Genomic DNA, 24,773 nt, shown 5'->3' with positions numbered 1-24,773 from the left:
GGACCGCCGGGCCGCAACCTTTGTGGGCATCGCTGGACTCGGCGCAGGGAGGGTGCGACGGTTCGTGGAGGGTCGGCTGTCCGAGGTCTGGGTGGCGGTTTCGTAGGGCATGCGGGGCCAGATGTCCGAGTGGGAACCGTCGAGGTTGGAGGGGCCGGTCGCAGGGGGAATTGTTGAAGGCAGGGCCCGTTCTCGGTCTACCGATACTTGGTCCACCCAACCGCTACGGATAGAGGGGATCCGTATGTGTCCCGGGTCGATCGGAACGCGCTCGGCTGGACTCGGGTGGCCTTTCTGTCTTGGCCTTCGGATGGTCGGCGTTCGTGACCGGGGTTGATAGGGCCCCGACCCGCGACGCCGAAGGCGGCGCAATAAGCACTGCTAACATAGTGCTTGCAATAGCAAGCACCCTGACCTATCGTTGTATCTACAACGCCAGAAGGTGAGTGATGGCCGACCATCTCGAGGTTTCCGCCGAGCGCACCGACGATCCGGCAGCGTCTGCCGGCGCCGGCGACAAGGCAGCCCGCGTGGTCAACGCGGCGCAGGACATCGGAGGGTTCATCAGGGCGCAGCGCGAGGCCGCGCAGGTCTCGTTGCGTCAGCTCGCCCAGCTGGCGGGGGTCAGCAACCCGTATCTCAGTCAGATCGAGCGCGGATTGCGCAACCCCTCCGCCGAAGTGCTCACGCAGATCGCCAAGGCTCTGCGGGTGTCTTCGGAGGTGTTGTACGTGCGCGCCGGCTACCTCGAGCAGCGGCCGCACAGTCCCGTCCGGGACGCCGTGCTGGCCGATTCCGCGATCAGCGAGCGGCAGAAGCAGGTGCTCCTGGACATATACGAGTCGTTCCGCCGGGAGAACGGGCCGGAGGAAACGATCCCCCGGGACAGTGTTGTTCCACAACCGACTACCGACGCTCCACGCCAGGAGAACGATAAATGACCGAGAAGTACACCACTGCCAAACCACTGTTCGCCACCGTCGGCGCCACGGATGCCGTGTACGCCGCGGTTCTCGACGCCGTGACCCAGGTGCGTGAGCGCGCTACCGATGTCAACGGCCGGGTCGACGGGGCTCGTGAGCGGTTCGCCGGTCTGCCTGCCGACGTGCAGACCCAGTTCGAACAGATCCGGGCGCGGCTGTCCGAGCTGCCCTCGGAGCTGCCGGAGGATCTGGCCGAGCTGCGTGAGAAATTCACCGCCGACGAGCTGCGCAAGCTCGCCGAGCAGTACTACCGCCAGGTTCTCGATCTCTACGCGGATCTGGCCGTGCGCGGTGAGGAGACCGTCGACCGGCTCCGGGCGAATCATCTGGTCGAGGAGCAGGTCGGCCGGGTGGAGACCCTGTACAAGGACGCCAGCATCCGTGCCGAGGAGGTTTTCGGCCGGGTGAACGGGCTGATCGGCCGTACCGGCAAGACCGAGTTCGCGGAGGATGCTCCGGTGGCCGAGCCGGTGGCGCCCGAGGTGCTCGACGCCGAAGTGGTCGCGCCCGTATCCGAGCCGGCGCCCTTGCCCGCGCCGACGCCTGAACCGGTGAAGAAGGCGCCCGCCGCGAAGAAGGCTCCGGCCGCCAAGAAGACCGCCCCGGCGAAGAAAGCCGCGCCGAAGAAGGCCTGAACTGGGTTTTCCGGCATTGCGCCCCCGTGCATGTGAAGTGCGCGGGGGCGCTGCTCTTATCATGGTGGGGTGGAACAGGTGTATGGCTTGACCGGGTGGATCATGGCCGCGCTGTGGCTGCTGGCGATCAGCGCGACCGTTTTCGCGCTGGTGCACGCCGTGCGCCAGCGTTCCGACGCGTTCGCCGCGGTCGACAAACTGACCAAACCCATTTGGCTGGGGATCCTGGGGGTGGCGATATTGCTGCTGCTGGTGGATTTCCTCGGACTGGGTCTGCCGGCGTTCATCGCGATCATCGCGACGGGTATCTATCTGGCCGATGTGCGGCCGAAGGTGGACGAGGTCCAGCGCGGTCCGCGCTGGTAGTGGTCGTGCGCTGAACCGACGCCGGTGTGTGCGCTGGCGGGCATCGACTCCACGCGTTACTGTGTCAATCGGTAACACAAAGGAGTGGGTTGATGCGTGCAACGATGCCGAACGCCCTGAACGCCCTGGTCGAGCAGATCGACGGGCTGTTCGAGGTGCACCGTGCGGGGCTGCGCTCCCGCGGCGGATACCGCAATCCCGCATTGAACCCGCCGACCGCCCAGCACCAGGTGATCGATGTGCGCGCCGGGGACGGCGCCCGTCTCCGGGTGCACGCCTACGGTCCGGAAGACGCCCAGCCTGTTGTACTCGTGCACGGCTGGACCTGCTGTCTGGAGTACTGGAACCCGCAGATCAACGCGTTCGCCGGGGAGTACCGGGTCATCGCCTTCGACCTGCGCGGGCACGGTGAGAGCGATTTCGGCGATCCGGCGCAGCTGGACTGCCACCTGCTGGCCGACGATTTCTCCGCGGTGCTGGACGCCGTCCTGCGACCCGGGCAGCGGGCAGTACTGGTGGGACACAGTCTCGGTGCGATGACCTTGCAGGCTTGGGCCGGTAAATATCCGCAGCGAGTCGTCGACCAGGCAGTGGCGGTCCTGCTGGCCAATACCGGGCCGCATTCCCTGGTCGCCGAGACGACCGTGGTGCCGTTCTTCAACCGGCCGCTGCCCCTGCTGAACCGGAAGGTTCCACTGCCGTCCTGGCTCGGCCGCAACGGGCTCAGCGCCCGGATCGTCTTTCCGCCGCTGGCCGCGGTCCGCTGGATTTTCGCCCGCCAGATCATGAGCCCGTCCGCGGACCCGGAGTCGATCGAGTTCGGAATGAACATCGTGCGTTCGTGCCGGGCCCGGATCCGGTCGGAGTTCGGTCTATTGCTGGCGGAGATGGACCTGGGGGATGCGGCTCGCCACTTGGTGGTGCCGACGACCGTGGTGGCGGGAACGGCCGACGATATGACCCCGGCGGTGCACGCCGAGCAGATCGCCGCCTGGCTCCGGCAGACGGGCAGTCTCGTGCAGTTCCTCCTGCTGCCCACCGGACATCTGGGCAACCTCGAGGAGATCGATCGGTTCAACGAGATTCTCGAGCAGGTGCTCACCTCGGTGCGCGAGCCCGTCGAAGCCGTCGGCTGACGGACGGCCGCGCCGTCTCAGGAGAACACGACGGTGCGGCGCCCATGGACGAGTACCCGGCTCTCCAGATGCCAGCGCAGGCCGCGGGCCAGCACGACCCGCTCGATATCGCGGCCCTCGCGGACCATATCGCTCACATTGTCGGCGTGGTCGACACGGATGACGTCCTGCTCGATGATCGGACCCGCGTCCAGTTCCGCGGTCACGTAGTGGCAGGTCGCGCCGATGAGTTTGACGCCCCGGACGAATGCCTGGTGGTACGGGCGGGCGCCGACGAACGAGGGCAGGAAACTGTGGTGGATATTGATGGCCCGCCCGGCCCAGTGTTCGCACAGATCTCTGGGTAGCACCTGCATGAACCGGGCCAGGACCACCGCGTCGGGGTCGTGGGAGTCCACGAGTTCGCGTACCCGCTCGAAGGCCGGTCCGCGTTCTGCCGGATCTTTCGGGAACGGCACATGGTGGAACGGGATGCCGTGCGCCTCGGTGATCGCGGCCAAGTCCAAATGATTTCCGATCACCGCGTCGATCGTGGCCGGCAGCTCCCCGGAGGTCGCACGTCCGAGCAGATCGTGCAGGCAATGGGCCTCTTTGCTCACCAACACGACCACTCGGCGCCGCACCCCCGAGTCGTGCACCCGCCATTCGGTCTCCGGGCCGAGTTCGGTCGCGACCCGACGGAACCGGTCGCGCAACTCCGCCACCCCGAACGGCACCGTCGCGGCCTTGATGGACTGCCGGGTGAAGAACCAGCCGGTTTCGAGATCGGAGTGGTAACCGGCTTCCAGAATCGAGCCCCCGAATTCGGCGATGAACGATGTGATGGCGGCGATGATGCCGGGGCGGTCGAGGCAACCCAAGGTGAGCACGTAGCGGCGGTCGTCGGCGACGGGAGCAGCGGAAACCATGAGGTCATCCTGACAGGGGCCGCGGACCGCGCCGAGCGCGCCTCCGTCGGCCCGGGCAGGTTCGGGGCCTCAGTGTGGGCAGGACGGCCCGGTCACAGTTCGTAGAAAGGAGCGGCGTAACGGAATTCGCCGAGAATTTGCGAATCGTATGCGGTGAGCGGGCGGATCTGGAAATGGCTCGCCCAATCGGGTCGGTCGGGGACTATGCCCAGACGCTCGCCGGGCTGGAAGCCGAACCGCGGGTAGTAGTCGAGGCTGCCGAGCAGACCGATGAGCGGTTCGTCGAGCGCGTCCGCGGCGCCGACCACGGCGTGCATCAGCGCCGAACCCGTGCCCCCGCGCTGACGCTCGGCGAGAACCCCGATCGGGCCGAGAGCCAGCACCGGAAAGGGGCCGACGACGGCGCGGGTGACGCAGACATGGCCGATCACGGTCTCGTCGGCCACCGCGACCATGGACAGCGTCGGGATCCAGCCGGGGTCGGTGCGCAGCCGCGCCAGTAGCGCGACCTCCGGCGGTGTATCCACCAGGGCGGTTCCGGCCGCGCGACCGCCCGGCGCGTAGTGCGGGGCGAAGGCGCTGCGGTGCACGGCGGCGACAGCGTCTGCGTCGGTGGCCCGTTCGCGGCGGATCAGCAACGTCGTCCTCTCGTCGGAAGGCGATACGAGTGTGCGCGAGGAGTTCGAGGTGCGCAACGGAATTCACCGCGGGTATGCCAGACTCTGGTCCCATGGCCGATTCCATGTCGCTGACCAGGTCCGAGGTGGCCGCAATGATCGACCACACGCTGCTCGCTCCGGAGGCGACGCCCGCGGATGTTACCGCCGCGGTGGCCGAGGCTCGTGAACTCGGCGTCTACGCGATCTGTGTCTCCCCGGCCGCACTGCCGGTCCGGGCGCCCGGGATCGTGGTGGCCACCGTCGCGGGATTCCCTTCCGGGAAGCATCATTCGCTGGTGAAGGGAGCCGAGGCGCGGCTCGCGGTGGATCAGGGTGCGGCCGAAGTCGATATGGTCATCGATATCGGGGCGGCGATCGCGGGCGACTTCTCCGCGGTACTCGCCGATATCATCGCGGTGCGGGAGGCGATTTCGGACCGCGCCGTGCTGAAGGTGATCATCGAATCGGCCGCCCTTTCCGACGCGGCGATCGTCGAGGCGTGCCGGACGGCCGAGCGGGCCGGCGCCGATTTCGTGAAGACCTCCACCGGATTCCATCCCGCCGGGGGCGCCGACGCGCACGCGGTGGGATTGATGGCCGAGACCGTCGGCGGGCGGCTCGGGATCAAGGCGAGCGGCGGTATCCGCACCGCGGAAGCGGCCGCCGAGATGATCGCCGCGGGCGCCACTCGGCTCGGGCTGTCCCGGTCCCGTGCGGTCCTCGACGGGTTTCCCGCCTGAAGGAAAGACCCGGTCGCGGGATCGGCCGCGCGGGCTCAGCAGGACCCATTTCCCTCGGCGGCGGGCAGCTCTGCCGGGCCGCCGTCCAGGTCGACTTCGATACCGTTATCGGTCACCCGGAGCGAGGTCGGCTGCAGGCCCAGCGGGTAGGTCTGCAGGCTTTCGGTCATCAGGTCGACCACACCCTGGGCCAGATCGTCGGGTACACCGATGCCGAGGAACTGGGCCTGGGCCACCTCGATATCGACTTTTCCGTCTTTGATCTGCGGGGTGAGCTGCATCGCGCCGAAGCCGCCCAGCACCTTCATGGTGAGCTGACCGGTATCGGGGTCGGACTGGACGTCGCTGACCATGCCGTTCAAGGTCTGCGAGATACCGGCGTTGCTCCAGCTGACATCGGCGTTCGAACTGCCGATCGAGCTGCCGCTGTTACTACCCTTGGGCATCTCGATGTTGTGGAACTGGGCGTGCACCTGCATATCGACGGCCGGTCCGAATTCGTCGCCTTTGCTGTCGACATCCATGCGGGAGACTTTTCCGTCGATCCAGGTGACGAGTAGGGGCTTCGCTCCGAAACCGACATTGATCTCGGAGCCCATCTCCTTTTCGAACTGTGAACTGATACAGCTCGCGATTCGGTGGCGCGCATAGGCTTCGCCACCGATCAGCGCGGCCGCCACCAGCACGATCACGGTGACCACGGCGATCACGGTGGTCCGGCGGCTGACCTTCGGGACAGACAGGGACTTGGTGGGCATGGTTGAGATTGTTCACGATGATTCTGTGCCCGCTATGAGGTCAGCTTGTGGGCGCATGGTGAAGGTTGCGACGTCAGGGCAGCCCGGGCCATGTAATTGTGAATTGGATCACATAAATTGTTCCGCCTGTCCGGTGGGCGCGACCGACGACCACGGAACACTGAGGATGTTGTCGCGGAGTCGACGGCGGAAATCATGGATCGGAAAACCCTGTTCCCGCAGCAGGTTCGCCGCCGCCCGCCAGCGCTCTCGTGGTCCGAAGACGGCCAGGGGGGCGGTGTGCGCCCACGCCCGGTCGGCGGCGGTGAGCAGGGAATGGACACGTTCGCCGGGAACATTGCGATGGATCAGCGCCTTCGGGAGGCGCTCCGCGAGGTCCGAGGGACGCTCGACGGTGAACGGATCCCACGCCAGGGTCAGCGTGCGCGGGCCGGCGCGATTCAGCACTACCCAGGCGCACCGCCGGCCCAGCTCGTCGCAGGTGCCCTCGACCAGCAGGCCGCCCGGCGCCAGCCCGGCCAGGACGGTCGCCCACGCGTCGGCGACCGCCGGCTCCGGATACTGGCGCAGAACATTGAACGCGCGAACCAGGATCGGCCGCAGCCCCGCCAATTCGAAACCGCCACGGGCGAAATGGACGCCGTCGCGGGCCGGGACGAGCCGGGTGGGATCGATCTCCAGTCCGACCACCCGGACGTCCGGACGGATCGTGCGCAAGCGGGCGGCCAGCTCCAATGTCGTCCAGGGTTGCGCGCCGTAACCGAGATCCACGACCAGCGGGTCGGCGGCCCGGCGCAGCACCTCGGAGATCCGCGGATCTCCGATCAGCTGGCGATCACTACGACGCAGTCGATTCTTGCCGGTGGTGCCCCGGGTGACGGTTCCGAGCGGAACGGTCAGCTGGTGGTTTTTTGCTCGTCCAGCCACTGCTGGGTCACTTCGGCCTCGGCGCGGAAAAGATCCACCAGATTCACCAGCATGAGCTGCTCGAGCCGCGGACCGGCCATCGGGATGAACACCTTGGCCTCCGAGGACATCCGCATCGTGCAACCGGTCTCGGTGGGGAAAAGCCGCGTGGTGCCGTTGAGGCTGCCGGGTCCGGCGGGGATGGACGCCGAATACTTGCCCTCGACCTCCGGGCCGAACGGCCCGTAGCTCTCCTTGCGGGTGATGACCATATCCTTGCGCATCACCGCCTGGGCCACCTCCGGCAGCATCTCGCGCGGCAAGATGTGGTGCAGGACCACCTCGATGCCGTCCTCGCTCGTCTCGAGGCTGATCACCTCGTTGGGCGAATACTTCCGCATCTCGACCATCCGGGCCTCCCAGTAATCCCGGTTGGTCAGCGCCGCGTACAGCTCTTTGGTGGTGTGCAGCGGGTAGCGGGCGGAGTAGTCCAGTCGGCGAGCCATGCGCGGTAGGTTACCGCCCGAGGGGGTGGGAGCCGTCCGGAGGCCGAACGGCCGCGCCGCCCCGGACCCGCTGGTCCGGAGTCGCGTGCTTACTGCTGTTCGGCGATCCAGCTGTTGGTGAACTCGGTCTCCTCGGCCAGCAGTTCGGTGAGGCGCTCGCCGATGGCTTCCTCGATCTTGCGGCCGAACAGCGGCACCTTCACCTCGATCGTGCCGGAGATCTCGGCCACGGCGCCGTCCGGTTCGTCGGTGACGGTGATCGTGCCCCTGACCTCGGCGGGCGCGCCTTCGACGCGCGCTTCGAAACTGCCGGCGATTCCCGTCCACACCTCGGTACGCGGAATGATCAGGTCACCCGGGCGCACGGCCGTGATGGCCGGCGGTAGCAGATCCGCGGGGATGGACTGCACGACCTCGATGCGTACCTGTTCGCCGTCCACATCCAGCGAGACGAATTGGGCGCTCGGCCCGCCCACGGCGGCGATACGGTCCTTCCAGTACTGCTCGGTACAGAACGCTGCGCGCACCTCGGCGACCGGATGAGAGTAATGAGCCGTATACGCCAGCGCTGTAGCCATGACCGAACACGCTACCGTCTGGTCGTGCGAACTTCTCGGGCTGTCCCCGCGGACGAACTGCGGCAGATACTGGCCGGAACGGGCGCGGTTGTGCGGTCCGCTGTCCCCCTGGCCGAGCTGACCACCTTGCGGGTCGGCGGCCGGGCGACCGTCGCGGATTGCGGTACCACCGAGGCCCTGGTGGCGACCGTGCGCGCGCTGGACGCCGCCGCCGTACCGGTGCTGCTGCTCGCCGGTGGCTCCAATCTGCTGGTATCCGACGACGATGTGCCCGCTGTGGTGGTCCGGGTCGGCACTTCGGGGATCGAATTCGGCACCGATACCGTCATCGCGGAGGCGGGCGCGAACTGGGACGGGGTGGTCGCCGAAACCGTGCGGTCCGGGTTCGGTGGGCTGGAATGCCTGTCCGGGATTCCCGGGTCGGCGGGGGCCACTCCCGTACAGAATGTGGGCGCCTATGGAGTGGAGGTAGCCGAACTGCTGCGCCGGGTGCGGCTGCTGGATCGGGCCACCGGGGAGATCCACTGGGTGTCCCCGGACGATCTGGTGTTCGGCTATCGCACCAGCCGGCTCAAACATCGCGACGACGCGGTGGTGCTGGCGGTGGAGTTCGCGCTGAACCCCGACGGCGCGAGTGCGCCGCTGCGCTACAAGGAACTAGCGCAACGTCTCGACGCCGCGGAGGGTGAGACCCGCCCGGCCGCCGCCGTCCGCGATATGGTGCTCGGCCTGCGGGCGGGCAAGGCGATGGTGCTCGACCCCGCCGATCACGACACCTGGAGCGCCGGTTCGTTCTTCACCAACCCGGTCGTTGCCTCGGATCAGGTGGACAGGGTCCGCGCCGCCATCCGCGAGCGGCTCGGCGACGGGCCGATTCCCACCTACCCGGCGGTCGACGGGGTGAAATTCTCGGCGGGCTGGTTGATCGAACGCGCCGGCTTCGGCAAGGGGTTTCCGGGCCCGGACGCGGCCGCGCGGCTGTCCACCAAACACACCCTGGCCCTCACCAACCGAGGCGCCGCGACGGCCGCCGATATCGTCGCGCTGGCGCGCACGGTGCGTGACGGTGTCGCGGAACGGTTCGGGATCCAGCTGGTGCCGGAACCCGTCACGGTGGGGGTGGAGTTGTAGCGCCGGAGATCGACCGGCCGGGTGGTCAGGCGAACAGATCGTCCGCCGACTCGGCGACGACCGCCCGATCGAGCCGGCGCTGGAGTGTCGGCCAGCGCTCGAGTCGTCAGGTGCGGCGGGCGAAGCGGCCCGGGCCGGCCTGGTCGCGGGGTTTGACGATGATCTGGTCCAGGTTGACGTGTGCAGGCCGACTCGCGGCGAAGGCGACGATTTCGGCGATGTCCTGGGCGACGAGCGGGTCGATCCCCCGGTAGACCGCGTCGGCGCGGTCGGCGTCGCCGTCGAATCGGACCAGGGAGAATTCGGTCTCCACCGCGCCGGGCGCGATCTCGGTGAGCCGGACCGGCTGCCCCAGGAGTTCGCCGCGCAGCGTGCGGTGCAGGATCGCCTGGGCGTGTTTGGCCGAGGTGTAGCCGGAGCCGTTGTCGTAGGCGTGGAACGCGGCGACCGAGGTGATGGTGACGATCAGGCCGTCGCCGGAGGCGATCAATTTCGGGAGCAGCGCCTTGGTCATCCGCAGCGTGCCCAGGACGTTGGTCTCCCACATCCAGCGCCAGTCGTCGAGGTCGGCCTCGGCGACCGTGGCCAAGCCCTTGGCGCCGCCGGCATTGTTGACCAGGATGTTCGCGCTCTCGATCGCGTCGGCGAACGACTCGACCGACTCGTCGGAGGTGACATCGAGCTCGAGCGCGGTGCCGCCGATCTCGGCGGCCAGCGTGCGCAGCCGGTCCATCCGGCGGGCGCCCACGTACACGTGGTACCCCTGTTTCGCGAGTTCCCGGGCGGTGGCTTCGCCGATACCCGAGCTGGCCCCGGTGACAACAGCGGTGCGTGTGCTCATGGGACCGATCCTATGATGCGGCCATGGCTATACGGGAAGCGCACAGTGCGGATGGGACCGGCATCGTCTACCGGACGGGCGGACCGGCCGATGGGCGGCCTTTGGTGCTGGTGCACGGATGGTCCGCGGATCTGCGCTGCTGGGGGCGGGTGTTCGACGATCTCGCCGCCGACTTCCGGGTGGTGGCCCTGGACCTGCGCGGGCACGGCTATTCGGACGCGCCGGATTCCGGTTACGACGATTCGAAGAAGTGGGCCGCCGATATCGCCGCCGTGCTGGCGGCCGAGTCGATCGACGCCGATGCGCTGTTGCTGGGGTGGTCCTATGGCGGGATCGTGATCAGTGATTACCTCGCCGAGTACGGGACCGGTTCGGTCGCCGGTGTCGTCTATACCGGGGCGATGGCCAATATCGGCCGCGGTGTGCCGGGGGCAGCGGTGGGCGAGTCGATGCAGCAGGCGATCCCCGGGGTGTTCGACGAGAGCGCCGGGCGGGCGGTGCGCGGTTTCTCCGCGTTCGGTAACGCCAACACCGGGCCGGGCCGGGACAAGGGCCCGGATGCGCAACGTTTGTTCGGCGCGAGCCTGGCCACGCCGCCGTTCGTGCGGAAGGCGCTGTTCTACCGGTCGGTGGACAACACCGAGACCCTGCGCGGGCTCGATGTCCCGGTGCTCGTCCTGCACGGTTCGGCGGATCCGGTGGTGCCGGTCGCCGACGGGCGGTACATCGCCGAGACCGCGCCGCTGGGCCGGGCGTCCATCTGGGAAGGGGCGCAGCACGGTCTGTTCATCGAAGATCCGGCGCGCTTCGTGGGTGAGGTCCGGGACTTCGCGGCGGAGTGCGGCGAGAAGTCCTGATTGTCCGTGACGAGCGCTTTTCCCGGTCTGTCCGGCTCTGCCGCCCGCACGCCGGTGAGAAAAATTCACGCAGAATCGAATAGGTGTGATGACTTTCACCCCGAGGGAAGGAGGGACCGGGCCCCTGCGTTGCACCGTGCAATATGGACATCGTGAGTCAACGCCCGGACCGACGGCCCGACCGAATCGCCGTACTGACGGTGCACACCTCACCACTGGCACAGCCCGGTACGGGGGATGCGGGTGGGATGAACGTCTATGTCCTGCAAACGGCCGTTCAGCTGGCCCAACGGGGGACCGAGGTCGAGATCTTCACCCGGGCCACGTCGTCGAACCTGCCGCCGGTGCAGGAAGCCGCGCCCGGGGTGCTGGTGCGCAATGTGGTGGCGGGACCGTTCGAGGGCCTGGACAAATACGATCTGCCCACCCAGCTGTGCCCGTTCACCGCGGAGGTGCTGCGACAGGAAGCCCGGCAGCTGCCCGGGTACTACGACCTGGTGCATTCGCATTACTGGCTGTCCGGTCAGGTGGGCTGGCTGGCGCGTGACCGCTGGCGAGTGCCGCTGGTGCACACCGCGCACACATTGGCCGCGGTGAAGAACGCCGCGCTGGCGGAGGGGGATTCCCCCGAACCGGTGACCCGCGAGATCGGCGAGAAACAGGTGATCGCCGAAGCGGACCGGCTCACCGCCAACACCGCGCAGGAAGCCAGGCAACTGGAGGAGCTGTACGGCGCGGTGCCCGACCGGATAGATATCGTGCCGCCGGGCGCGGATCTGACCCGCTACCGCCCGGGCGATCGGGCGGCGGCCCGCACCGAACTGGGATTGTCGCCCGATGAGGAGGTCGTGGCCTTCGTCGGCCGGATCCAGCCGCTCAAGGCGCCCGATGTGCTGGTGCGCGCGGTCGCCGAGGCGCTGCGCCGCCGGCCCGGCCGCAAACTGCGCGCGCTGATCGTCGGCGGACCGTCGGGTACGGGCCTGGAGCGCCCGGACGCGCTGATCGAACTGGCCGCCGAACTCGGGATCGCGGACCAGGTGACCTTCCTGCCGCCGCAACCGCCCGACCGGTTGGTGCTGGTGTACCGGTCGGCTGATCTGGTGGCGGTGCCCAGCTACAACGAATCGTTCGGGCTGGTCGCGCTGGAAGCGCAGGCCAGCGGTACGCCGGTGCTGGCGGCCGCGGTGGGCGGACTGGGCACCGCGGTCCGGCACGGACACAGCGGGCTGCTGGTGGCCGGTCATCGCGCCCCCGATTGGGCGGGTGCTCTCGAGTATCTGCTCGACGATCCGCAACGGCTGCGCCTGATGGGCGACCAGGCCGTGGCGCACGCGGCGGATTTCTCCTGGGCGCACACCGCCGAGAAACTGATGGCCAGCTACACCGCCGCGCTGGGTGGTTTCGGTCGCGTTCCCACTATCCTCGGCGACAGCCAGGCCAGATCGCGGGCGCTGTGGCGGCGCCGGACGGGAGTGCGCACATGAGCGAGGCATCGGCCACCGCGCGGGTCGTCGAGGACACGCTGCGCGATCGTGAGATCGAATACACCCACCCCAGCGATGACGTGTTCGTCGCGGTGCTGCCCGGTGAGCGGAAACTGAAGACCACTGTGATGCTCACGCTGGGCGCGCACGGAGTGCGGTTCGAATCGTTCGTCTGCCGCAAGCCCGACGAGAATTTCGAAGGCGTCTACAAGTACCTGCTGCGCCGCAACCGCCGTCTCTACGGCGTCGCCTACACCCTGGACAAGTTGGGTGACATCTATCTGGTCGGCCGGGCCGCCACGCATTCGGTGACCGTCGAGGAACTGGACCGGATCTTCGGCCAGATCCTCGAGGCGGTGGACGGAGATTTCAACACCCTGCTCGAACTCGGGTTCGCCGAGTCCATTCGTAAGGAATGGAAGTGGCGGGTGTCGCGCGGAGAATCGCTGCAGAACCTGCGCGCGTTCGAGCATCTGGTGGAATCCGCCGATTCGAACTGAGGGCGTGTCCGCGACGGCTCAGCGGCGCGGACTCGGCTCCGCGACGCGTTCGATGAGGTCGAGCAATTCGGCGCGACGGTGGCCGAGGTCGTCGAGCTTGCTGTCCAGCGAGGTCAATTCGGCGCGAAGGCGGGGTTCCATGCACGGCTCCACCTCGTCGGTCCCGCCGCAGGCGCAATCGAGCACCTCGGTGATCACCCGCAGCGGTAGTCCGGCGGCGAGCAGGCGGCGGATACGGATGACATCGCGGACCGCTGTCTCGGGGTAGCGGCGGTATCCGTTGGTGGTTCGCTCGGGGGTCAGCAGCCCGCGCTCTTCGTAGTAGCGCAACAGGCGCTGACTGATACCGGTTGCCGTCGCCAACTCGCCGATGCGCATGGTGGTTCCCTTCGTCGTGTGAAGAAAGCACCGACCGGTCTGGAAAATTCCCGCGCCCGGCCCGCACCTGATGTGAAATTCCCCGCACTTGACCCTCACGCGGTGTGAATGTGGATGGTGGAACTCATGCGAACTGACTTTGTTTTCGACGACGGCCAGCGGGTCCAGCGGATCGGCCTGGGCACCATGCGGATGGCCGATCGGCCCGACCAGCGCAGTGGCCCTACTGCCCCGATCTGGAATCCGCCTACCGACCGGGACGAGCTGATCGGTTTTCTGCGCGGGGCCGCCGAAGCCGGGGTGAACATGTTCGACACCGCGGACGCCTACGCGCTCGGCGCCGGTGAGGAACTGCTGGCCGAGGCACTCGCCCCGATCCGGTCGGAGGTGGTGATCGCGACGAAGATCGGCAACACCCGTCCGACACCGGAGGAGTGGGTGCCGCTGGGGCGGCCGGAGTACCTGCGTCAGCAACTCGAGCTGAGTCTGCGCCGGCTGCGCACCGACCGGATAGATCTGCTCTACCTGCACCGGATCGATCCGTCGGTACCGCTCGCCGACCAGCTCGGGGTGCTCGAGGAGGCGCGGCAGCAGGGCAAGATCCGGACGATCGGGATCTCCGGGGTCGACGCCGCCCAACTCGCGCAGGCACGTGAGGTGGCCCCGATCGGTGCGGTGCAGAACAACTACAGCATCGGCGACCGGACCCACGACGATATCGTCGAGATCACCGGCGCGGCAGGTATCGCCTTCGTCGCCTTCTTCCCGTTGACACTCGGCACGGCCGCAGACGATCCACGATTCGCCGAAATCGCCGCCGCTCACGGTGTCGCACCCACGCGCCTCGCGCTGTCCTGGTTGCTGCACCGCGGCGACCACATCCTCGCCATCCCCGGCACCACCAACCCCACCCACCTGCGGAACAACCTCGCGGCCGCCGATCTCCTGCTCACCCCGGACGAACTGTCGGCGCTCGACGCCGCCGTGATCGAGAAGAGCACCCGCTGACCGTTCACCCCGCGCACCGCGGCGGTCGTGCCGGACGAATCGCCACCGCGGCGCGGGCACGCCGATAATCACGACATCGGATCATCGGGAGGTACGGGTGGCGGTTCTCGCATTGGATATCGGGGCGACGAAATTCGCCGCGGGTCGGGTCGGCGCCGACGGCCGGGTGAGCGCGGTGCGCCGGGCGCCGGTACCGGCCGACGGTGTGTGGGAGGCGTGTCGGGCGCTGCTGCTCGAGGTCGCGGACGGCGCTCCGGTGGCAGCGGTCGGAATCGGATCGGCGGGGCCGGTGGATGTTCCGGCCGGGGTCACCGGCCCGCTCAATATTCCGCAGTGGCGTGCCGGGTTCCCGATCGTCGCCGCGGTCGATGAGCTGTTCCCCGACGCCGCGGTGCGGTTCGCGATCGACGGCGCGTGCCTGGCGCTGGCGGAACAGTATTCGGGTGCGTTGCGGGGGCTGCGGAACGGTCTGGCGATGACCGTGTCGTCGGGGATCGGGGGCGGCATCCTCGTCGACGGCCGAGTCGTGCTGGGGCGCAGCGGGAACGCCGGCCATATCGGCCATATCGTGGTGCCGGAGTGGGATGTGCCCTGCGCGTGCGGAGGTGTGGGTTGCGTCGAGGCGGTGGCGAGCGGAATATCGTCGGCGCGCTGGGCACGAGAACAAGGGTGGCGGGGTGGGACCGGGGCCGAGCTCGCCCGCGACGCCCGCGCCGGTGATCAGATCGCGCTGGCCGCACTGGAGCGCGCCGGTACCGCGCTCGGCCGGGCGATCAGTTCCGCCGCCGCGCTGCTCGATGTGGATACGGTCGTCGTCGGCGGTGGTTTCGCGGATTCGGGTGAACCGTTGTGGGCTCCGATGCGGGCGGCGCTGGCCCGGCACGCGGGGCTGAACTTCCTGCGCGGACTGCGGGTGGAACAGTCGCGGCTCGCGGAGGGAGCGACCCTGCGCGGCGCGGCGATACTCGCGGCCGGTCTGCCCCTCCCCGAGTAGCAGGCCCGGGGCGGACGGGTGCGTGCGGCCCGGTCACGCGGCCCCGAGGGGTACGCACAGCCGGGATCGGGTCATGGCAGGATGGCCCGCATGACGAACACCCTCGTTTTGCTGCGCCACGGCGAGAGCGAATGGAACGCCCTGAACCTGTTCACCGGCTGGGTGGACGTACATCTCACCGACAAGGGCGTCGCCGAGGGCAAACGGGCCGGCGAATTGCTGGCCGAGCACGGCATTCTGCCCGATATCGTCTACACCTCGCTGCTGCGTCGCGCGATCATGACGGCGAATATCGCACTGGACGCCGCCGATCGGCACTGGATCCCCGTCGTGCGGGATCGGCGTCTCAACGAACGGCACTACGGAGCGCTGCAGGGGAAGAACAAGGCGCAGATCCGTGACGAGTACGGCGAGGACCAGTTCATGCTGTGGCGGCGCAGTTACGACACCCCGCCGCCTCCGATCGATCGAGCCGACGAATACAGCCAGGACGGCGACCCGCGATACGCGGGAATCGAGGTTCCGGCTACGGAATGCCTGCTCGATGTGGTGAACCGGATGGTCCCCTACTGGGAATCGACGATCTCCCAGGAACTGCGCGGCGGAAAGACGGTGCTGGTGGCCGCGCACGGGAATTCGCTGCGGGCGCTGGTCAAACACCTGGATCGGATATCCGACGACGATATCGCCGGATTGAATATCCCCACCGGCATTCCGCTGCGCTACGAACTGGACGACGATCTGCGTCCGGTTCGTCCCCGCGAGTATCTGGATCCGGAAGCCGCGGCGGCCGGTGCGGCCGCGGTGGCGAGTCAGGGCGGCCGGTAGGTTCCGCCGGGAGCGCCGCGATCCGGAACGGGTTGCGGCGCTTTTTCATCCGGGCGACAGGCGCGCGAGCGGGCGCGGATGTGCACGCCGCGACTTTGTGAAATGCCACCCGGAAAAGCGATTCCATTTGTGGGATGAGACGAAAACTCGTCACCGGAATCGGATATGCGCGGATTCCGCGCGACAAATTCTCGTTACCCGCCGGTAACGCTGTGTAAGCTCTCGAACGTCCGACCAGTCCGAGAGATGGATCACGACCGATGAAGTTTGTGATGCGAGCCACCGTAGCAATGGCCGCTACGGTTCTGCTGGCGCCGCTGCTGGGGGGCAGCGCCGGCGCGGCACCGGTGGCCGCCGGCCCCGACGGGGGGCCGGCCGGGGCGCAGTGGGCCGCCACCCATGACGGGCCGCAGCAGTATCCCGATATCAACATCACCTGGGACGTGCCGATCACCATGAGCGACGGCACGGTGCTGAAGGCGAATGTATACCGGCCCGCCGACGCCGCCTCGCGGCCGATCGACACCCGCACGCCGGTGCTGGTCAATATGACGCCCTATACGAAGCTGGCGTCCAACCTCGTGGACCATATGGGCTCGGTTCCCGGCCTCTCCGACACCGTCTCGCAGCTCGCCCGGGACATCGATATGACGGGTACCCCGCTGTCCGGGCTCACCGATCTCACCAAGGCGCTCGGCGGTGGCGCGCTGCGGAACTTCGCGGTCGACCGGCAGCTGGTGAAGAGCGGCTACGTCCAGGTGGTGGTGGATGTCCGCGGAACCGGTTTCTCGCAGGGCGTCTGGGATATGTTGCGCCGGCGCGAACAACTCGACACGGTCGAGGTGATCGACTGGGCGGCACGGCAGTCCTGGTCCGACGGTCAGGTCGGGATGACCGGGATGTCGTATTCGGGGATCAATCAACTGCAGGCCGCCGAACAGCATCCGCCCGCGCTGAAGGCCCTATTCCCGGTGGTGCCCGGTAGCGATCTGGCCCAGGACGTGCTCATGCCCGGCGGTGGTTTCGGCTTCAACTTCATACCGCTGTGGATGTCGCTGATCAACGCGACCAAATGGATGCCGGACGTGCAATCGATGGTGACCGGCACCTTCGACCAGCGGTGGCTGCACGATCGATTGTCCTCGCCGTTCACCTACCTGGACGTGTTCCTGAACGCGTACACCACCCCGCGCATCGAGGATCTGGATCCGCGATTGCAGGAGATGATCCGCGGGGACAGCCCGGATCGGCAGGCCTGGCTCGGCGACCCCGCGAAAGTCGACGTGCCGACCTTCGTGACCGGCGGCTGGCACGATCTGTTCACCTACTCCGAGTCCCAGATCTACAACGAGATGCCGCTGCCGCCCGGGCAGAAACAGCTGCTGATGGGCGATACATATCACATCAACTCCGGCAGCGAATCGGGCAAACCGGGACTGCCGCCGCGGTTGGACGTGCTGCAGCGCGCCTGGTTCGACAAATGGCTCAAGGGCATCGACAACGGCATCGACCAGTACGGCCCGGTGACGCTGCGACAGCAGGGTGGGGGCTGGGTCACCCGGGACGGCTTCGGTGCGAGCGCGCCGCCCGGCCAGCAGGCCGATTATCGGCGGATGTACCTGTCGGCGGCGCCCAGCGGAACGGGCGGCCACAGTGTGCACGACGGTTCGCTCGGAAGCCTTGCCGACAGTTCCGCGCGGCTGACCGTCGCTCCGGGACTCACCGGGTTGTGCTCCAATGACGCCGGCCAGGCGACTGCGGGGGTGTTCGCGGTCATCAACGCGTGCGGCGCGGATTCCCGAATCCAGGAATCGAACGGGCTGACCTTCACCAGCGCCCCGGCCGCCGAGGCCGTCGAGATCTCCGGTCCGATGGCCGTACACCTGCGGACCGTGCAGGACGCGGCGGACGGTTATTGGTCGGTGACGGTCAACGATGTGGCGCCCGACGGGCAGTCCCGGGTGTTGTCGTCGGGACAGCTGACGGCCTCACTGCGCCAGATCGACGACTCCCTGAGCAGTCGATCGGCCAACGGCGACTACACCGATCCGCGTCCGTTCACCACGATCGAGAATCGGCAGCCGACGGTGCCCGGCGAGGTCACCACACTCGATATCGCGGTTCCCGCGATCGAGGCGAGGCTGGAGCCGGGGCACCGGTTGCGTGTGGACGTCTACGCCGGTAATCCCCCGAAGGGTGTGCCGCCGCTGCCGATGCTTCTCGATACCGGATTCAAGCCGCAGCATGTGCAGCTCGACCCGAATCAGCCGAGCTTCGCGAACATCCCGGTACGCGGCAACCCCGGTTGGTGAAGCCGCCCTCGGCAGTGCGCGCCGACGCGAACCCCGTTGTGTCCCAGACACAATGGGGTTCGTCGGCGTTTCGGCCCGGGGAACACGCCCGGAGCGATCGAAACCCGTTCGCTGCCGAACAATGCGTAAACGCCCGGCGAACGCCGTCGTAATCGCCCGTGACCTGCACGAAACTTCGCCGACCCCGGGTTTGTTCACCGGTCGTCGACCGTACGATTCTTGATGTGAGCGTTCCCCAGGCCGTACTGCTGGCAGTCCTGGCGGCTGTTGTCGGACTGGCCGTCGGTGGACTGGTCATCCCCTATGTGAATGCCCGGCAGGCGCAGCGCCGACAAGCCGACTCGGGTCTGACCATGTCACAGGTGCTCGACCTGATCGTGCTGGCCTCGGAGAGCGGTATCGCCGTGGTGGACGAATACCGCGATGTCGTGCTGGTCAACCCGCGTGCCGAGGAACTCGGCCTGGTCCGCAACCGCCTGCTCGAGGAACGCGCGTGGGCGGCCGTGGAGAAGGTCCTGGCGACCGGCGAATCGGCGGAGTTCGACCTCACCGCCGATAAGCCGACCCCCGGCCGGGGCCGGATCGCGGTCCGCGGCCTGGCCCGGCCTCTCTCCCCGGAGGAGACGAGCTTCACCGTCCTGTTCGCCGACGACGATTCCGAGCAGGCCCGGATGGAGGCGACCCGCCGCGATTTCGTCGCCAATGTGAGCCATGAGCTGAAGACCCCGGTGGGGGCGATGAGCCTGCTGGCCGAAGCACTGCTGGAGACGGCGGACGACCCTGAGGCGGTCCGACATTTCGGTAAGCGCGTCCTGGCCGAATCCAGCCGCCTCGGGAAGATGGTCACCGAACTGATCGCGTTGTCCCGGTTGCAGGGCGCGGAGAAACTGCCCGAACTCGAGGTGGTGGATGTGGACACCGTGGTCAATCACGCCGTGGACCGGTCCAGGACTGCGGCGGAGGCGGCCGGGATCACGGTCAGCACCGACCGTCCGAGCGGGCTGGAGGTGCTCGGTGACGAAACCCTGCTGATCACCGCGCTGTCGAATCTGGTCGAGAACGCCATCGCCTACTCGCCGCGCGGCTCCCATGTCTCGGTGAGCCGGTCGGTCCGCGGCTCCTATGTGGCGATGGCCGTCACCGATCGGGGAATCGGCATCGCCAAGGACGACCAGGAACGAGTCTTCGAACGTTTCTTCCGCTCCGACAAGGCGCGCTCCCGTGCCACGGGCGGTACCGGTCTCGGACTGGCTATCGTCAAACACGTGGCCGCCAACCACAACGGTGAGATCACCCTGTGGAGCAAGCTCGGCACCGGTTCGACATTCACCCTGCGCATACCCGCGCACCAGGAGACCGACGGCACCGTCGCCGCAGGTCCGCCCGTGCTGACCAAAAGAGAAACCAGTCCGCGCCCCTCGGGCCCGGGCCGAACGAATGGTGTGGAGGCACGCAGATGACGAGTGTGTTGATCGTCGAGGATGAGGAATCGCTGGCCGACCCGCTCGCTTTCCTGCTGCGAAAGGAAGGTTTCGAGGTCACCGTCGTGGGCGACGGCCCGTCGGCGCTCGCCGAGTTCGACCGGTCCGGCGCCGATATCGTCCTGCTCGACCTCATGCTGCCCGGAATGAGCGGCACCGACGTCTGCAAGCAGCTGCGCACCCGTAGCGGCGTACCGGTCATCATGGTGACCGCGCGGGACAGCGAGATCGACAAAGTGGTGGGGTTGGAACTCGGCGCCGACGATTACGTCACCAAACCGTATTCGGCGCGCGAGCTCATCGCCCGGATCCGGGCCGTGCTGCGCCGCGGCGCCGGCGACGAGCTGGACTCCGGCAGCGAGAACGGTGTGCTGGAGGCAGGCCCGGTGCGGATGGACGTGGATCGGCACACGGTACTGGTGAACGGGAAACCGGTGACGCTGCCGCTGAAAGAGTTCGATCTGCTCGAATACCTGCTCCGCAACTCCGGGCGGGTGCTCACCCGCGGTCAGCTGATCGACCGCGTGTGGGGCGCGGACTATGTCGGCGACACCAAAACCCTCGATGTGCATGTGAAGCGGCTGCGGTCGAAGATCGAGGCCGACCCGGCGCGGCCCGAACATCTGGTGACCGTGCGCGGCCTCGGGTACAAGCTCGAGGCCTGATCGGGCGGGTCAGGGAAAGTAGATCCAGACGTCACCCATCGGCGTGTCGGTGCGGTGCAGGGGGGCCCAGCCGAGCCCGTCCTCCTGGGCGCAGTCGTAGGGCGCCGTCCGGGTATCTCCACGGCAGACGATGCTGCGCCCGGTCCCGTGTGGGCTGAGCACCAGATGTTTCCCGGCATCGCGGGCCGCCAGGGCGTCCGGATGGCCGAGCGGGACGAACTCGGCGGTCCGGTCGGAGAACTGGTTCGGGTCGGCCGCGGGCTCGGCGCTCACCGCGCCCGCCGTTACGGCGCCCGAGAGGCCGATACCGATCAGTGCCGCCGAAACGGCCGGTCGTTGCCTCCAGGGGCCCCGCGTCATGCTCCGCTCCCGTTTATCGCAGGTCGAGTCCGATGATCTTGGCGGGCCGCTCCGGCCGCCCGTTCTCCTTTGCCCGAGCTTTGCGTAGCGCCCGGGTGGTGGCGGGGTGCTCCGCGCCGACCCCGTTACCTGCTCGGCTCTGCAACTGCCGTTCGAGCTCTTTGTAGGCGGGTTCACCCAGCAGTTCGATCAGTTCGGCGCGGTAGGACTGCCAGACGGGCCGCTCCCCGATATGTGCGTCGGGTGACCCGGAGCAGTACCAGTCCAGGTCGATACCGCCCGGACCCCAGCCGCGCCGATCGTATTCGGTGATCACGGTCCGCAGGATCCGAACGCCGTCGGGGCGGTCTATCCACTCCTGGGTGCGGCGGATCGGTAGCTGCCAGCATACGTCGGGTTTGACCGTGAGCGGTTCGACCCCCCGGTGCACGGCCATGATGTGCAGCGCGCAGCCCGCGCCGCCCGGAAAATCCGGCCGGTTCAGGAATATGCACGCACCGTCGACCCGCCGGGTGCGTTCCGCGGGTTCGCTGTCGAGCTCGTCGGTCTCCAGGTAGGTCTTGCGGGTGATATTGCCCTTCTTGTCGCGCGCCCGGTCCATCAACTGCCATTCCTGGGGGGTGAGCAACTTCACTGCCTTGCGCAGGCGTTTGCGATCGTCGTCATCGGAGAGGAACGCGCCGTGTGTGCAGCACCCGGCATCCGGTTCGTCGGCCAGGATGCCCTGGCAGGCGGGAGTGCCGAAAACACAGGTCCAATGGGAGGTCAGCCAGGTCAGATCCGCGGCGATCAGATGTTCGTCATCGGCCGGGTCCACGAACTCCAGCCACTCTCGAGGGAAGTCGAGCGGCACCTCCCGACTCGGCCGCATCTTCGGCATCGGAAGGTCGGTCGGAGCGGGGACGGAGTCGTTCGCGGCTGCGCCAGACGTCACAACCCTCAACGCTAACACCACAACCGGGTCGCCTGGTGTTCAGGTTCACCAAGTAACGTGTCCGTGTGCGTCTAGGTGTCCTCGATGTCGGCAGTAACACCGTTCACCTGCTGGTGGTGGACGCACATCGCGGTGGCCACCCCATGCCGATGAGCTCCACGAAGGAATCGTTGCGGCTGTCGGAGAACCTGGACGACGCCGGTCGGATCACCGCGGTAGGGGAGCGCAAACTCCTGGATACGGTCGCCGACCTCGCGAGCCTGGCGACCACCTCGGGATGCTCGGAGCTGATGGCCTTCGCGACCTCGGCCGTGCGCGAGGCGACCAACTCCGACGAGGTGCTGGGCCGGGTGCGCGCCGAGACCGGCGTAGATCTGCGGGTGCTGTCCGGGGCGGATGAGGCGCGGCTGACTTTCTTGGCGGTGCGCCGCTGGTACGGCTGGAGTGCGGGCCGGATCGTCAATCTCGATATCGGCGGGGGCTCCCTGGAGGTGAGCAGCGGCGTCGACGAGGAACCCGAGGTCGCGCTGTCGCTGCAATTGGGGGCGGGCCGCTTGACCCGTAAATGGTTACCGGAGGACCCGCCGAGCAAGCGGCGGGTCGGAATCCTGCGGGACTGGCTCACCGCCGAATTGGTCGACCCGGCCAAACAGCTGGCCGAAGCCGGTAAACCGGACCTGGCGGTGGGCACGTCCAAGACCTTCCGGTCGCTGGCCCGCTTGACCGGCGCGGCGCCGTCGGGAGCGGGGCCCCGCGTCCGCCGGACCCTGACGATTTCGGGACTTCGTCAGCTGATCGCGTTCATCTCCCGGATGACCGCCGCGGATCGAGCCGAACTGGAGGGCGTCAGCGCCGACCGATCCCAGCAATTGGTCGCGGGAGCGTTGGTGGCCGAGGCGGCGATGCGCGCGTTTTCCCTGGATACGTTGGAAATTTGTCCATGGGCGCTGCGCGAAGGGCTGATCCTGCGCAAACTGGATACCGATATGGATGGTGGACCACTGACAACGAACGCACCGAACGCGGCGACCGGTAACGGTTCGACGCCCGGCGGCCGTACGTCGGCGGGCCCGATCGAAACGGTGCCTTCATGAGCAGGAACTCCAATCAGCTGTCGGTGGCCGAACTTCTGGCCCGCAACGGACAGCAACCGGCCTCGGGCAGCGGCGGGCGTCGGCGGCGCGGGGGCCGCGGGCTCTCGGTCGACGACCTGTCCGGTGACCTGCCGGCAGTCGAATCCGGCGGCTCCGCCCACGCGGCGCCCGACGCCGAGGACACGGAGTACCCGGCCGATGCGCCGCCGGAGTATTCCGCTGGAGCGGACGGCGGAGGCGAAACCGGATACGCGGCGGAAGGGTATCCGGGCGGGCCGGTTTCGTATGCCGCACCGGATCCGAACAACTCGCCGATGTCCGGTCCGATCACCGTCTACAACCCGCTCGAGCCGTATCGAACCGACTCGGCTGTAGACGGCGCACCCGCCCGCTTGGGCGATCCGGCGGCCTTCGGATCCGGTCAGGACCAGTTCCCGCCCGCGGAGGACGCGCCGCGCGCGGGTCGCCGCCGACGGGCGGATGCGGACGACGAATTCGCGGGCGACGGCTACTTCGCGAACGATCCGGGCCCCGCGGCCCCGGCGAATCAACCCAGCGACAGCGGCCCGCCGACTCCGGGCGGGGGCCGCGCCGCCCGCCGCCGCGCGGCGGAAGCGGCCGCCGCGGTGGAGTTCGCGCCCGCCGCCCCGGAGCCGGAGCCTTCCCCGCACTACGGCTGGCCGCCGGAACCGGGGGATTTCGGGGGTCCGCCGGCATCGACCGCACGGCCGGAATTCGGCGGACCGGATGCGGGCCCGTCGTGGCCGACTGCGGGATTCGACGGCGGGCCGCCGCGACTGGGTCCGCCCGGCGCCGCCCCGCCGACGGAGGCGTGGCAGGCGCCCAGCGATGCGCCGCCCGATGATTCGCGGCCGAAACTGGAGCGCCGCCGCCGTGGTGCGCGCCCCCTGCCCGAACCGGAGTCCTGGCCGGAACCGCCGAACACGCCCGATCCGGCGATCCCGAACGGTGATCAGACCACCGTCGTCTGGTCACCGGGCGATCAGGGCATGCGGCTACGTGCCGGGCTCCAGGGTCTGGAGACGCCGCCGCACGACGGCCCGGGCCGGGGCGAGTTCCGCGGCCCGGGCCCGCGGAACGGCCGGGCAGCGGGTCCCGGTCCCGTACCGCCGGATCTCGGCGCGCCGGCTCCGGGTTTCGGTCCGGACCCGGACTTCGGCCGCAACGACATCTACGCCACCGATATTCACGGACCCATGCGGCCGCTCCCGGACCCCGGGCTGCGCGACGAGTCGTTCGAGACCGGGGACTTCGAGCCGGAATACGATCCGGACTACGACGATTACGACGATCCGGACGACGCGGACCGTCCCGAAACCCGGGCCGATCGTGCGCGCGCGGCGCTGACCGGGAAACTCGGTGCGGCCGGAGGCAAGTTCGCCGCGACCAGATCCAAGTTCGCGGCCGGTGCGCGCCGGCCCGACACCGAGACGATCGACGATCCGCGCAAGCAGTGGATGATCCTCGGCGCGCAGAGTGTCGGTGCGGCGATCGCGGGCATGCTCGCCTTCAAGGGCTTCGAACTGTTGTGGGAGGCACAGCCCTTGGCCGCCCTCGCGCTGGCTGTGGTGGTGATCCTCGGGCTCGTCGCGCTGGTGCGGATCCTGCGGCGCGGCGACGATATGTTCAGTACCGTGATCGCAGTGGTCGTCGGTGTGTTCGTCACACTGGGACCGTTGGCATTTCTACTCAGTACGGGCTGAGCGAGGC

General features: G+C 68.1%; 27 protein-coding genes. 17 read left to right on the top strand and 10 right to left on the bottom strand.

Annotation, left to right across the window (positions count from 1 at the left end; genetic code table 11):
- Positions 1-449 precede the first annotated feature (449 nt).
- From OG804_RS20480 to OG804_RS20465, 4 genes are all read left to right on the top strand, one after another.
- A complete protein-coding gene (locus tag OG804_RS20480) occupies positions 450-941 on the top strand; it encodes a helix-turn-helix domain-containing protein (protein ID WP_328388867.1) in 492 nt (163 codons plus the stop codon).
- A complete protein-coding gene (locus OG804_RS20475; RefSeq protein WP_328388865.1) occupies positions 938-1,618 on the top strand; it encodes a heparin-binding hemagglutinin in 681 nt (226 codons plus the stop codon). The genes OG804_RS20480 and OG804_RS20475 overlap by 4 nt, the downstream gene beginning before the upstream one ends.
- A 69-nt stretch (positions 1,619-1,687) precedes the next feature.
- The gene (locus tag OG804_RS20470) at positions 1,688-1,984 is read left to right on the top strand and encodes a DUF2516 family protein (protein WP_328388863.1); all 297 of its coding nucleotides are present in this window, start codon (positions 1,688-1,690) and stop codon (positions 1,982-1,984) included.
- A 92-nt stretch (positions 1,985-2,076) separates the two neighbouring features.
- A complete protein-coding gene (locus OG804_RS20465; protein WP_328388861.1) occupies positions 2,077-3,120 on the top strand; it encodes an alpha/beta fold hydrolase in 1,044 nt (347 codons plus the stop codon).
- Between the two features lie 17 nt (positions 3,121-3,137).
- On the opposite strand, the gene purU is transcribed toward OG804_RS20465, so the two are convergent.
- The gene (gene purU / locus OG804_RS20460; protein WP_328388859.1) at positions 3,138-4,028 is read right to left on the bottom strand and encodes a formyltetrahydrofolate deformylase; all 891 of its coding nucleotides are present in this window, start codon (positions 4,026-4,028) and stop codon (positions 3,138-3,140) included.
- Positions 4,029-4,120: 92 nt separating this feature from the next.
- Positions 4,121-4,666, bottom strand: coding sequence for a GNAT family N-acetyltransferase (locus tag OG804_RS20455; protein WP_328398562.1), 546 nt, complete (start codon positions 4,664-4,666; stop codon positions 4,121-4,123).
- Positions 4,667-4,758: 92 nt separating this feature from the next.
- On the opposite strand from OG804_RS20455, the gene deoC reads away from it, so the two are divergent.
- Positions 4,759-5,427: a deoxyribose-phosphate aldolase gene (deoC, locus tag OG804_RS20450; RefSeq protein ID WP_328388857.1), complete on the top strand. Its 669-nt coding sequence runs from the start codon at positions 4,759-4,761 to the stop codon at positions 5,425-5,427.
- 35 nt (positions 5,428-5,462) lie between these two features.
- Here deoC and OG804_RS20445 read toward each other — a convergent pair whose 3' ends face one another.
- The 4 genes from OG804_RS20445 to OG804_RS20430 form a co-directional block, all read right to left on the bottom strand.
- Positions 5,463-6,185, bottom strand: coding sequence for an LmeA family phospholipid-binding protein (locus tag OG804_RS20445; RefSeq protein WP_328388855.1), 723 nt, complete (start codon positions 6,183-6,185; stop codon positions 5,463-5,465).
- A 108-nt stretch (positions 6,186-6,293) separates the two neighbouring features.
- The gene (locus tag OG804_RS20440) at positions 6,294-7,112 is read right to left on the bottom strand and encodes a class I SAM-dependent methyltransferase (protein WP_328388853.1); all 819 of its coding nucleotides are present in this window, start codon (positions 7,110-7,112) and stop codon (positions 6,294-6,296) included.
- On the bottom strand, positions 7,082-7,597 hold the full coding sequence (locus OG804_RS20435) for a DUF2505 domain-containing protein (protein ID WP_328388851.1): 516 nt from the start codon (positions 7,595-7,597) through the stop codon (positions 7,082-7,084). The genes OG804_RS20440 and OG804_RS20435 overlap by 31 nt, the downstream gene beginning before the upstream one ends.
- 89 nt (positions 7,598-7,686) lie before the next feature.
- A complete protein-coding gene (locus OG804_RS20430; RefSeq protein ID WP_328388849.1) occupies positions 7,687-8,175 on the bottom strand; it encodes a DUF2505 domain-containing protein in 489 nt (162 codons plus the stop codon).
- A gap of 57 nt (positions 8,176-8,232) precedes the next feature.
- Here OG804_RS20430 and OG804_RS20425 point away from each other — a divergent pair, with 57 nt between their 5' ends.
- Positions 8,233-9,306, top strand: coding sequence for a UDP-N-acetylmuramate dehydrogenase (locus OG804_RS20425; RefSeq protein WP_442941893.1), 1,074 nt, complete (start codon positions 8,233-8,235; stop codon positions 9,304-9,306).
- 106 nt (positions 9,307-9,412) lie between these two features.
- Here the strand turns inward: OG804_RS20425 and OG804_RS20420 are convergent, their stop codons facing one another.
- Entirely contained in the window at positions 9,413-10,147 is a 735-nt protein-coding gene (locus OG804_RS20420) for an SDR family NAD(P)-dependent oxidoreductase (protein WP_328388847.1), read from the bottom strand.
- A 23-nt stretch (positions 10,148-10,170) separates the two neighbouring features.
- Here OG804_RS20420 and OG804_RS20415 point away from each other — a divergent pair, with 23 nt between their 5' ends.
- The 3 genes from OG804_RS20415 (at position 10,171) to OG804_RS20405 (ending at position 12,988) form a co-directional block, all read left to right on the top strand.
- Positions 10,171-11,004, top strand: coding sequence for an alpha/beta fold hydrolase (locus OG804_RS20415; RefSeq protein WP_328388845.1), 834 nt, complete (start codon positions 10,171-10,173; stop codon positions 11,002-11,004).
- A 143-nt stretch (positions 11,005-11,147) separates the two neighbouring features.
- A complete protein-coding gene (gene mshA, locus OG804_RS20410) occupies positions 11,148-12,488 on the top strand; it encodes a D-inositol-3-phosphate glycosyltransferase (RefSeq protein WP_328388843.1) in 1,341 nt (446 codons plus the stop codon).
- Positions 12,485-12,988 carry a YbjN domain-containing protein gene (locus OG804_RS20405; protein WP_328388842.1) on the top strand — a complete coding sequence of 168 codons (504 nt, stop codon included), beginning with the start codon at positions 12,485-12,487 and terminating at the stop codon, positions 12,986-12,988. Before mshA ends, OG804_RS20405 begins: the two co-directional genes overlap by 4 nt.
- 18 nt (positions 12,989-13,006) lie before the next feature.
- Here the strand turns inward: OG804_RS20405 and OG804_RS20400 are convergent, their stop codons facing one another.
- A complete protein-coding gene (locus OG804_RS20400) occupies positions 13,007-13,366 on the bottom strand; it encodes a MerR family transcriptional regulator (protein WP_328388841.1) in 360 nt (119 codons plus the stop codon).
- Positions 13,367-13,492: 126 nt separating this feature from the next.
- Between OG804_RS20400 and OG804_RS20395 the strand changes: the two genes are divergently transcribed.
- From OG804_RS20395 to OG804_RS20370, 6 genes are all read left to right on the top strand, one after another.
- Entirely contained in the window at positions 13,493-14,374 is an 882-nt protein-coding gene (locus OG804_RS20395) for an aldo/keto reductase (protein ID WP_328388839.1), read from the top strand.
- Between the two features lie 97 nt (positions 14,375-14,471).
- Positions 14,472-15,368: an ROK family protein gene (locus OG804_RS20390; protein WP_328388836.1), complete on the top strand. Its 897-nt coding sequence runs from the start codon at positions 14,472-14,474 to the stop codon at positions 15,366-15,368.
- A gap of 90 nt (positions 15,369-15,458) precedes the next feature.
- Positions 15,459-16,196: a phosphoglyceromutase gene (locus tag OG804_RS20385; RefSeq protein ID WP_328388834.1), complete on the top strand. Its 738-nt coding sequence runs from the start codon at positions 15,459-15,461 to the stop codon at positions 16,194-16,196.
- Positions 16,197-16,456: 260 nt separating this feature from the next.
- The gene (locus OG804_RS20380) at positions 16,457-18,508 is read left to right on the top strand and encodes a CocE/NonD family hydrolase (RefSeq protein WP_328388832.1); all 2,052 of its coding nucleotides are present in this window, start codon (positions 16,457-16,459) and stop codon (positions 18,506-18,508) included.
- 224 nt (positions 18,509-18,732) lie between these two features.
- Positions 18,733-19,968 carry a sensor histidine kinase gene (locus OG804_RS20375; RefSeq protein WP_328388829.1) on the top strand — a complete coding sequence of 412 codons (1,236 nt, stop codon included), beginning with the start codon at positions 18,733-18,735 and terminating at the stop codon, positions 19,966-19,968.
- Complete coding sequence (locus OG804_RS20370; RefSeq protein ID WP_039826973.1) at positions 19,965-20,654, top strand: response regulator transcription factor; 690 nt, start codon at positions 19,965-19,967, stop codon at positions 20,652-20,654. The genes OG804_RS20375 and OG804_RS20370 overlap by 4 nt, the downstream gene beginning before the upstream one ends.
- A gap of 9 nt (positions 20,655-20,663) precedes the next feature.
- Here OG804_RS20370 and OG804_RS20365 read toward each other — a convergent pair whose 3' ends face one another.
- Both OG804_RS20365 and OG804_RS20360 read right to left on the bottom strand, forming a co-directional pair.
- The gene (locus OG804_RS20365) at positions 20,664-21,014 is read right to left on the bottom strand and encodes a hypothetical protein (protein WP_328388825.1); all 351 of its coding nucleotides are present in this window, start codon (positions 21,012-21,014) and stop codon (positions 20,664-20,666) included.
- Between the two features lie 13 nt (positions 21,015-21,027).
- Positions 21,028-21,885 (bottom strand): hypothetical protein, encoded by an 858-nt coding sequence (locus tag OG804_RS20360; protein WP_328388823.1) that lies wholly within the window; start codon positions 21,883-21,885, stop codon positions 21,028-21,030.
- A 128-nt stretch (positions 21,886-22,013) separates the two neighbouring features.
- Here OG804_RS20360 and OG804_RS20355 point away from each other — a divergent pair, with 128 nt between their 5' ends.
- Together OG804_RS20355 and OG804_RS20350 are read left to right on the top strand one after the other, a co-directional pair.
- A complete protein-coding gene (locus OG804_RS20355) occupies positions 22,014-23,042 on the top strand; it encodes a Ppx/GppA phosphatase family protein (RefSeq protein WP_328388821.1) in 1,029 nt (342 codons plus the stop codon).
- Entirely contained in the window at positions 23,039-24,766 is a 1,728-nt protein-coding gene (locus tag OG804_RS20350; protein WP_328388819.1) for a hypothetical protein, read from the top strand. Before OG804_RS20355 ends, OG804_RS20350 begins: the two co-directional genes overlap by 4 nt.
- Positions 24,767-24,773 lie beyond the last annotated feature (7 nt).

The sequence above is a fragment of the Nocardia sp. NBC_00416 genome (assembly GCF_036032445.1).
Taxonomy (GTDB): Bacteria; Actinomycetota; Actinomycetes; order Mycobacteriales; family Mycobacteriaceae; genus Nocardia.
The sequence above is the reverse complement of the archived record's forward strand: the minus strand, read 5'-3'. Positions and strand labels throughout refer to the sequence as shown.

Bases quoted from the DNA above. Each gene is read 5' to 3' on its own strand.
- OG804_RS20480 (WP_328388867.1), top strand. From the start codon at position 450: ATGGCCGACCATCTCGAGGTTTCCGCCGAGCGCACCGACGATCCGGCA.
- OG804_RS20385 (WP_328388834.1), top strand. From the start codon at position 15,459: ATGACGAACACCCTCGTTTTGCTGCGCCACGGCGAGAGCGAATGGAAC.
- OG804_RS20400 (WP_328388841.1), bottom strand. From the start codon at position 13,366: ATGCGCATCGGCGAGTTGGCGACGGCAACCGGTATCAGTCAGCGCCTG.
- OG804_RS20370 (WP_039826973.1), top strand. From the start codon at position 19,965: ATGACGAGTGTGTTGATCGTCGAGGATGAGGAATCGCTGGCCGACCCG.
- OG804_RS20475 (WP_328388865.1), top strand. From the start codon at position 938: ATGACCGAGAAGTACACCACTGCCAAACCACTGTTCGCCACCGTCGGC.
- OG804_RS20380 (WP_328388832.1), top strand. From the start codon at position 16,457: ATGAAGTTTGTGATGCGAGCCACCGTAGCAATGGCCGCTACGGTTCTG.
- deoC (WP_328388857.1), top strand. From the start codon at position 4,759: ATGGCCGATTCCATGTCGCTGACCAGGTCCGAGGTGGCCGCAATGATC.
- OG804_RS20350 (WP_328388819.1), top strand. From the start codon at position 23,039: ATGAGCAGGAACTCCAATCAGCTGTCGGTGGCCGAACTTCTGGCCCGC.
- OG804_RS20445 (WP_328388855.1), bottom strand. From the start codon at position 6,185: ATGCCCACCAAGTCCCTGTCTGTCCCGAAGGTCAGCCGCCGGACCACC.
- OG804_RS20395 (WP_328388839.1), top strand. From the start codon at position 13,493: ATGCGAACTGACTTTGTTTTCGACGACGGCCAGCGGGTCCAGCGGATC.
- OG804_RS20430 (WP_328388849.1), bottom strand. From the start codon at position 8,175: ATGGCTACAGCGCTGGCGTATACGGCTCATTACTCTCATCCGGTCGCC.
- OG804_RS20420 (WP_328388847.1), bottom strand. From the start codon at position 10,147: ATGAGCACACGCACCGCTGTTGTCACCGGGGCCAGCTCGGGTATCGGC.
- OG804_RS20405 (WP_328388842.1), top strand. From the start codon at position 12,485: ATGAGCGAGGCATCGGCCACCGCGCGGGTCGTCGAGGACACGCTGCGC.
- OG804_RS20365 (WP_328388825.1), bottom strand. From the start codon at position 21,014: ATGACGCGGGGCCCCTGGAGGCAACGACCGGCCGTTTCGGCGGCACTG.
- mshA (WP_328388843.1), top strand. From the start codon at position 11,148: ATGGACATCGTGAGTCAACGCCCGGACCGACGGCCCGACCGAATCGCC.
- OG804_RS20415 (WP_328388845.1), top strand. From the start codon at position 10,171: ATGGCTATACGGGAAGCGCACAGTGCGGATGGGACCGGCATCGTCTAC.
- purU (WP_328388859.1), bottom strand. From the start codon at position 4,028: ATGGTTTCCGCTGCTCCCGTCGCCGACGACCGCCGCTACGTGCTCACC.
- OG804_RS20435 (WP_328388851.1), bottom strand. From the start codon at position 7,597: ATGGCTCGCCGACTGGACTACTCCGCCCGCTACCCGCTGCACACCACC.
- OG804_RS20360 (WP_328388823.1), bottom strand. From the start codon at position 21,885: ATGCGGCCGAGTCGGGAGGTGCCGCTCGACTTCCCTCGAGAGTGGCTG.
- OG804_RS20465 (WP_328388861.1), top strand. From the start codon at position 2,077: ATGCGTGCAACGATGCCGAACGCCCTGAACGCCCTGGTCGAGCAGATC.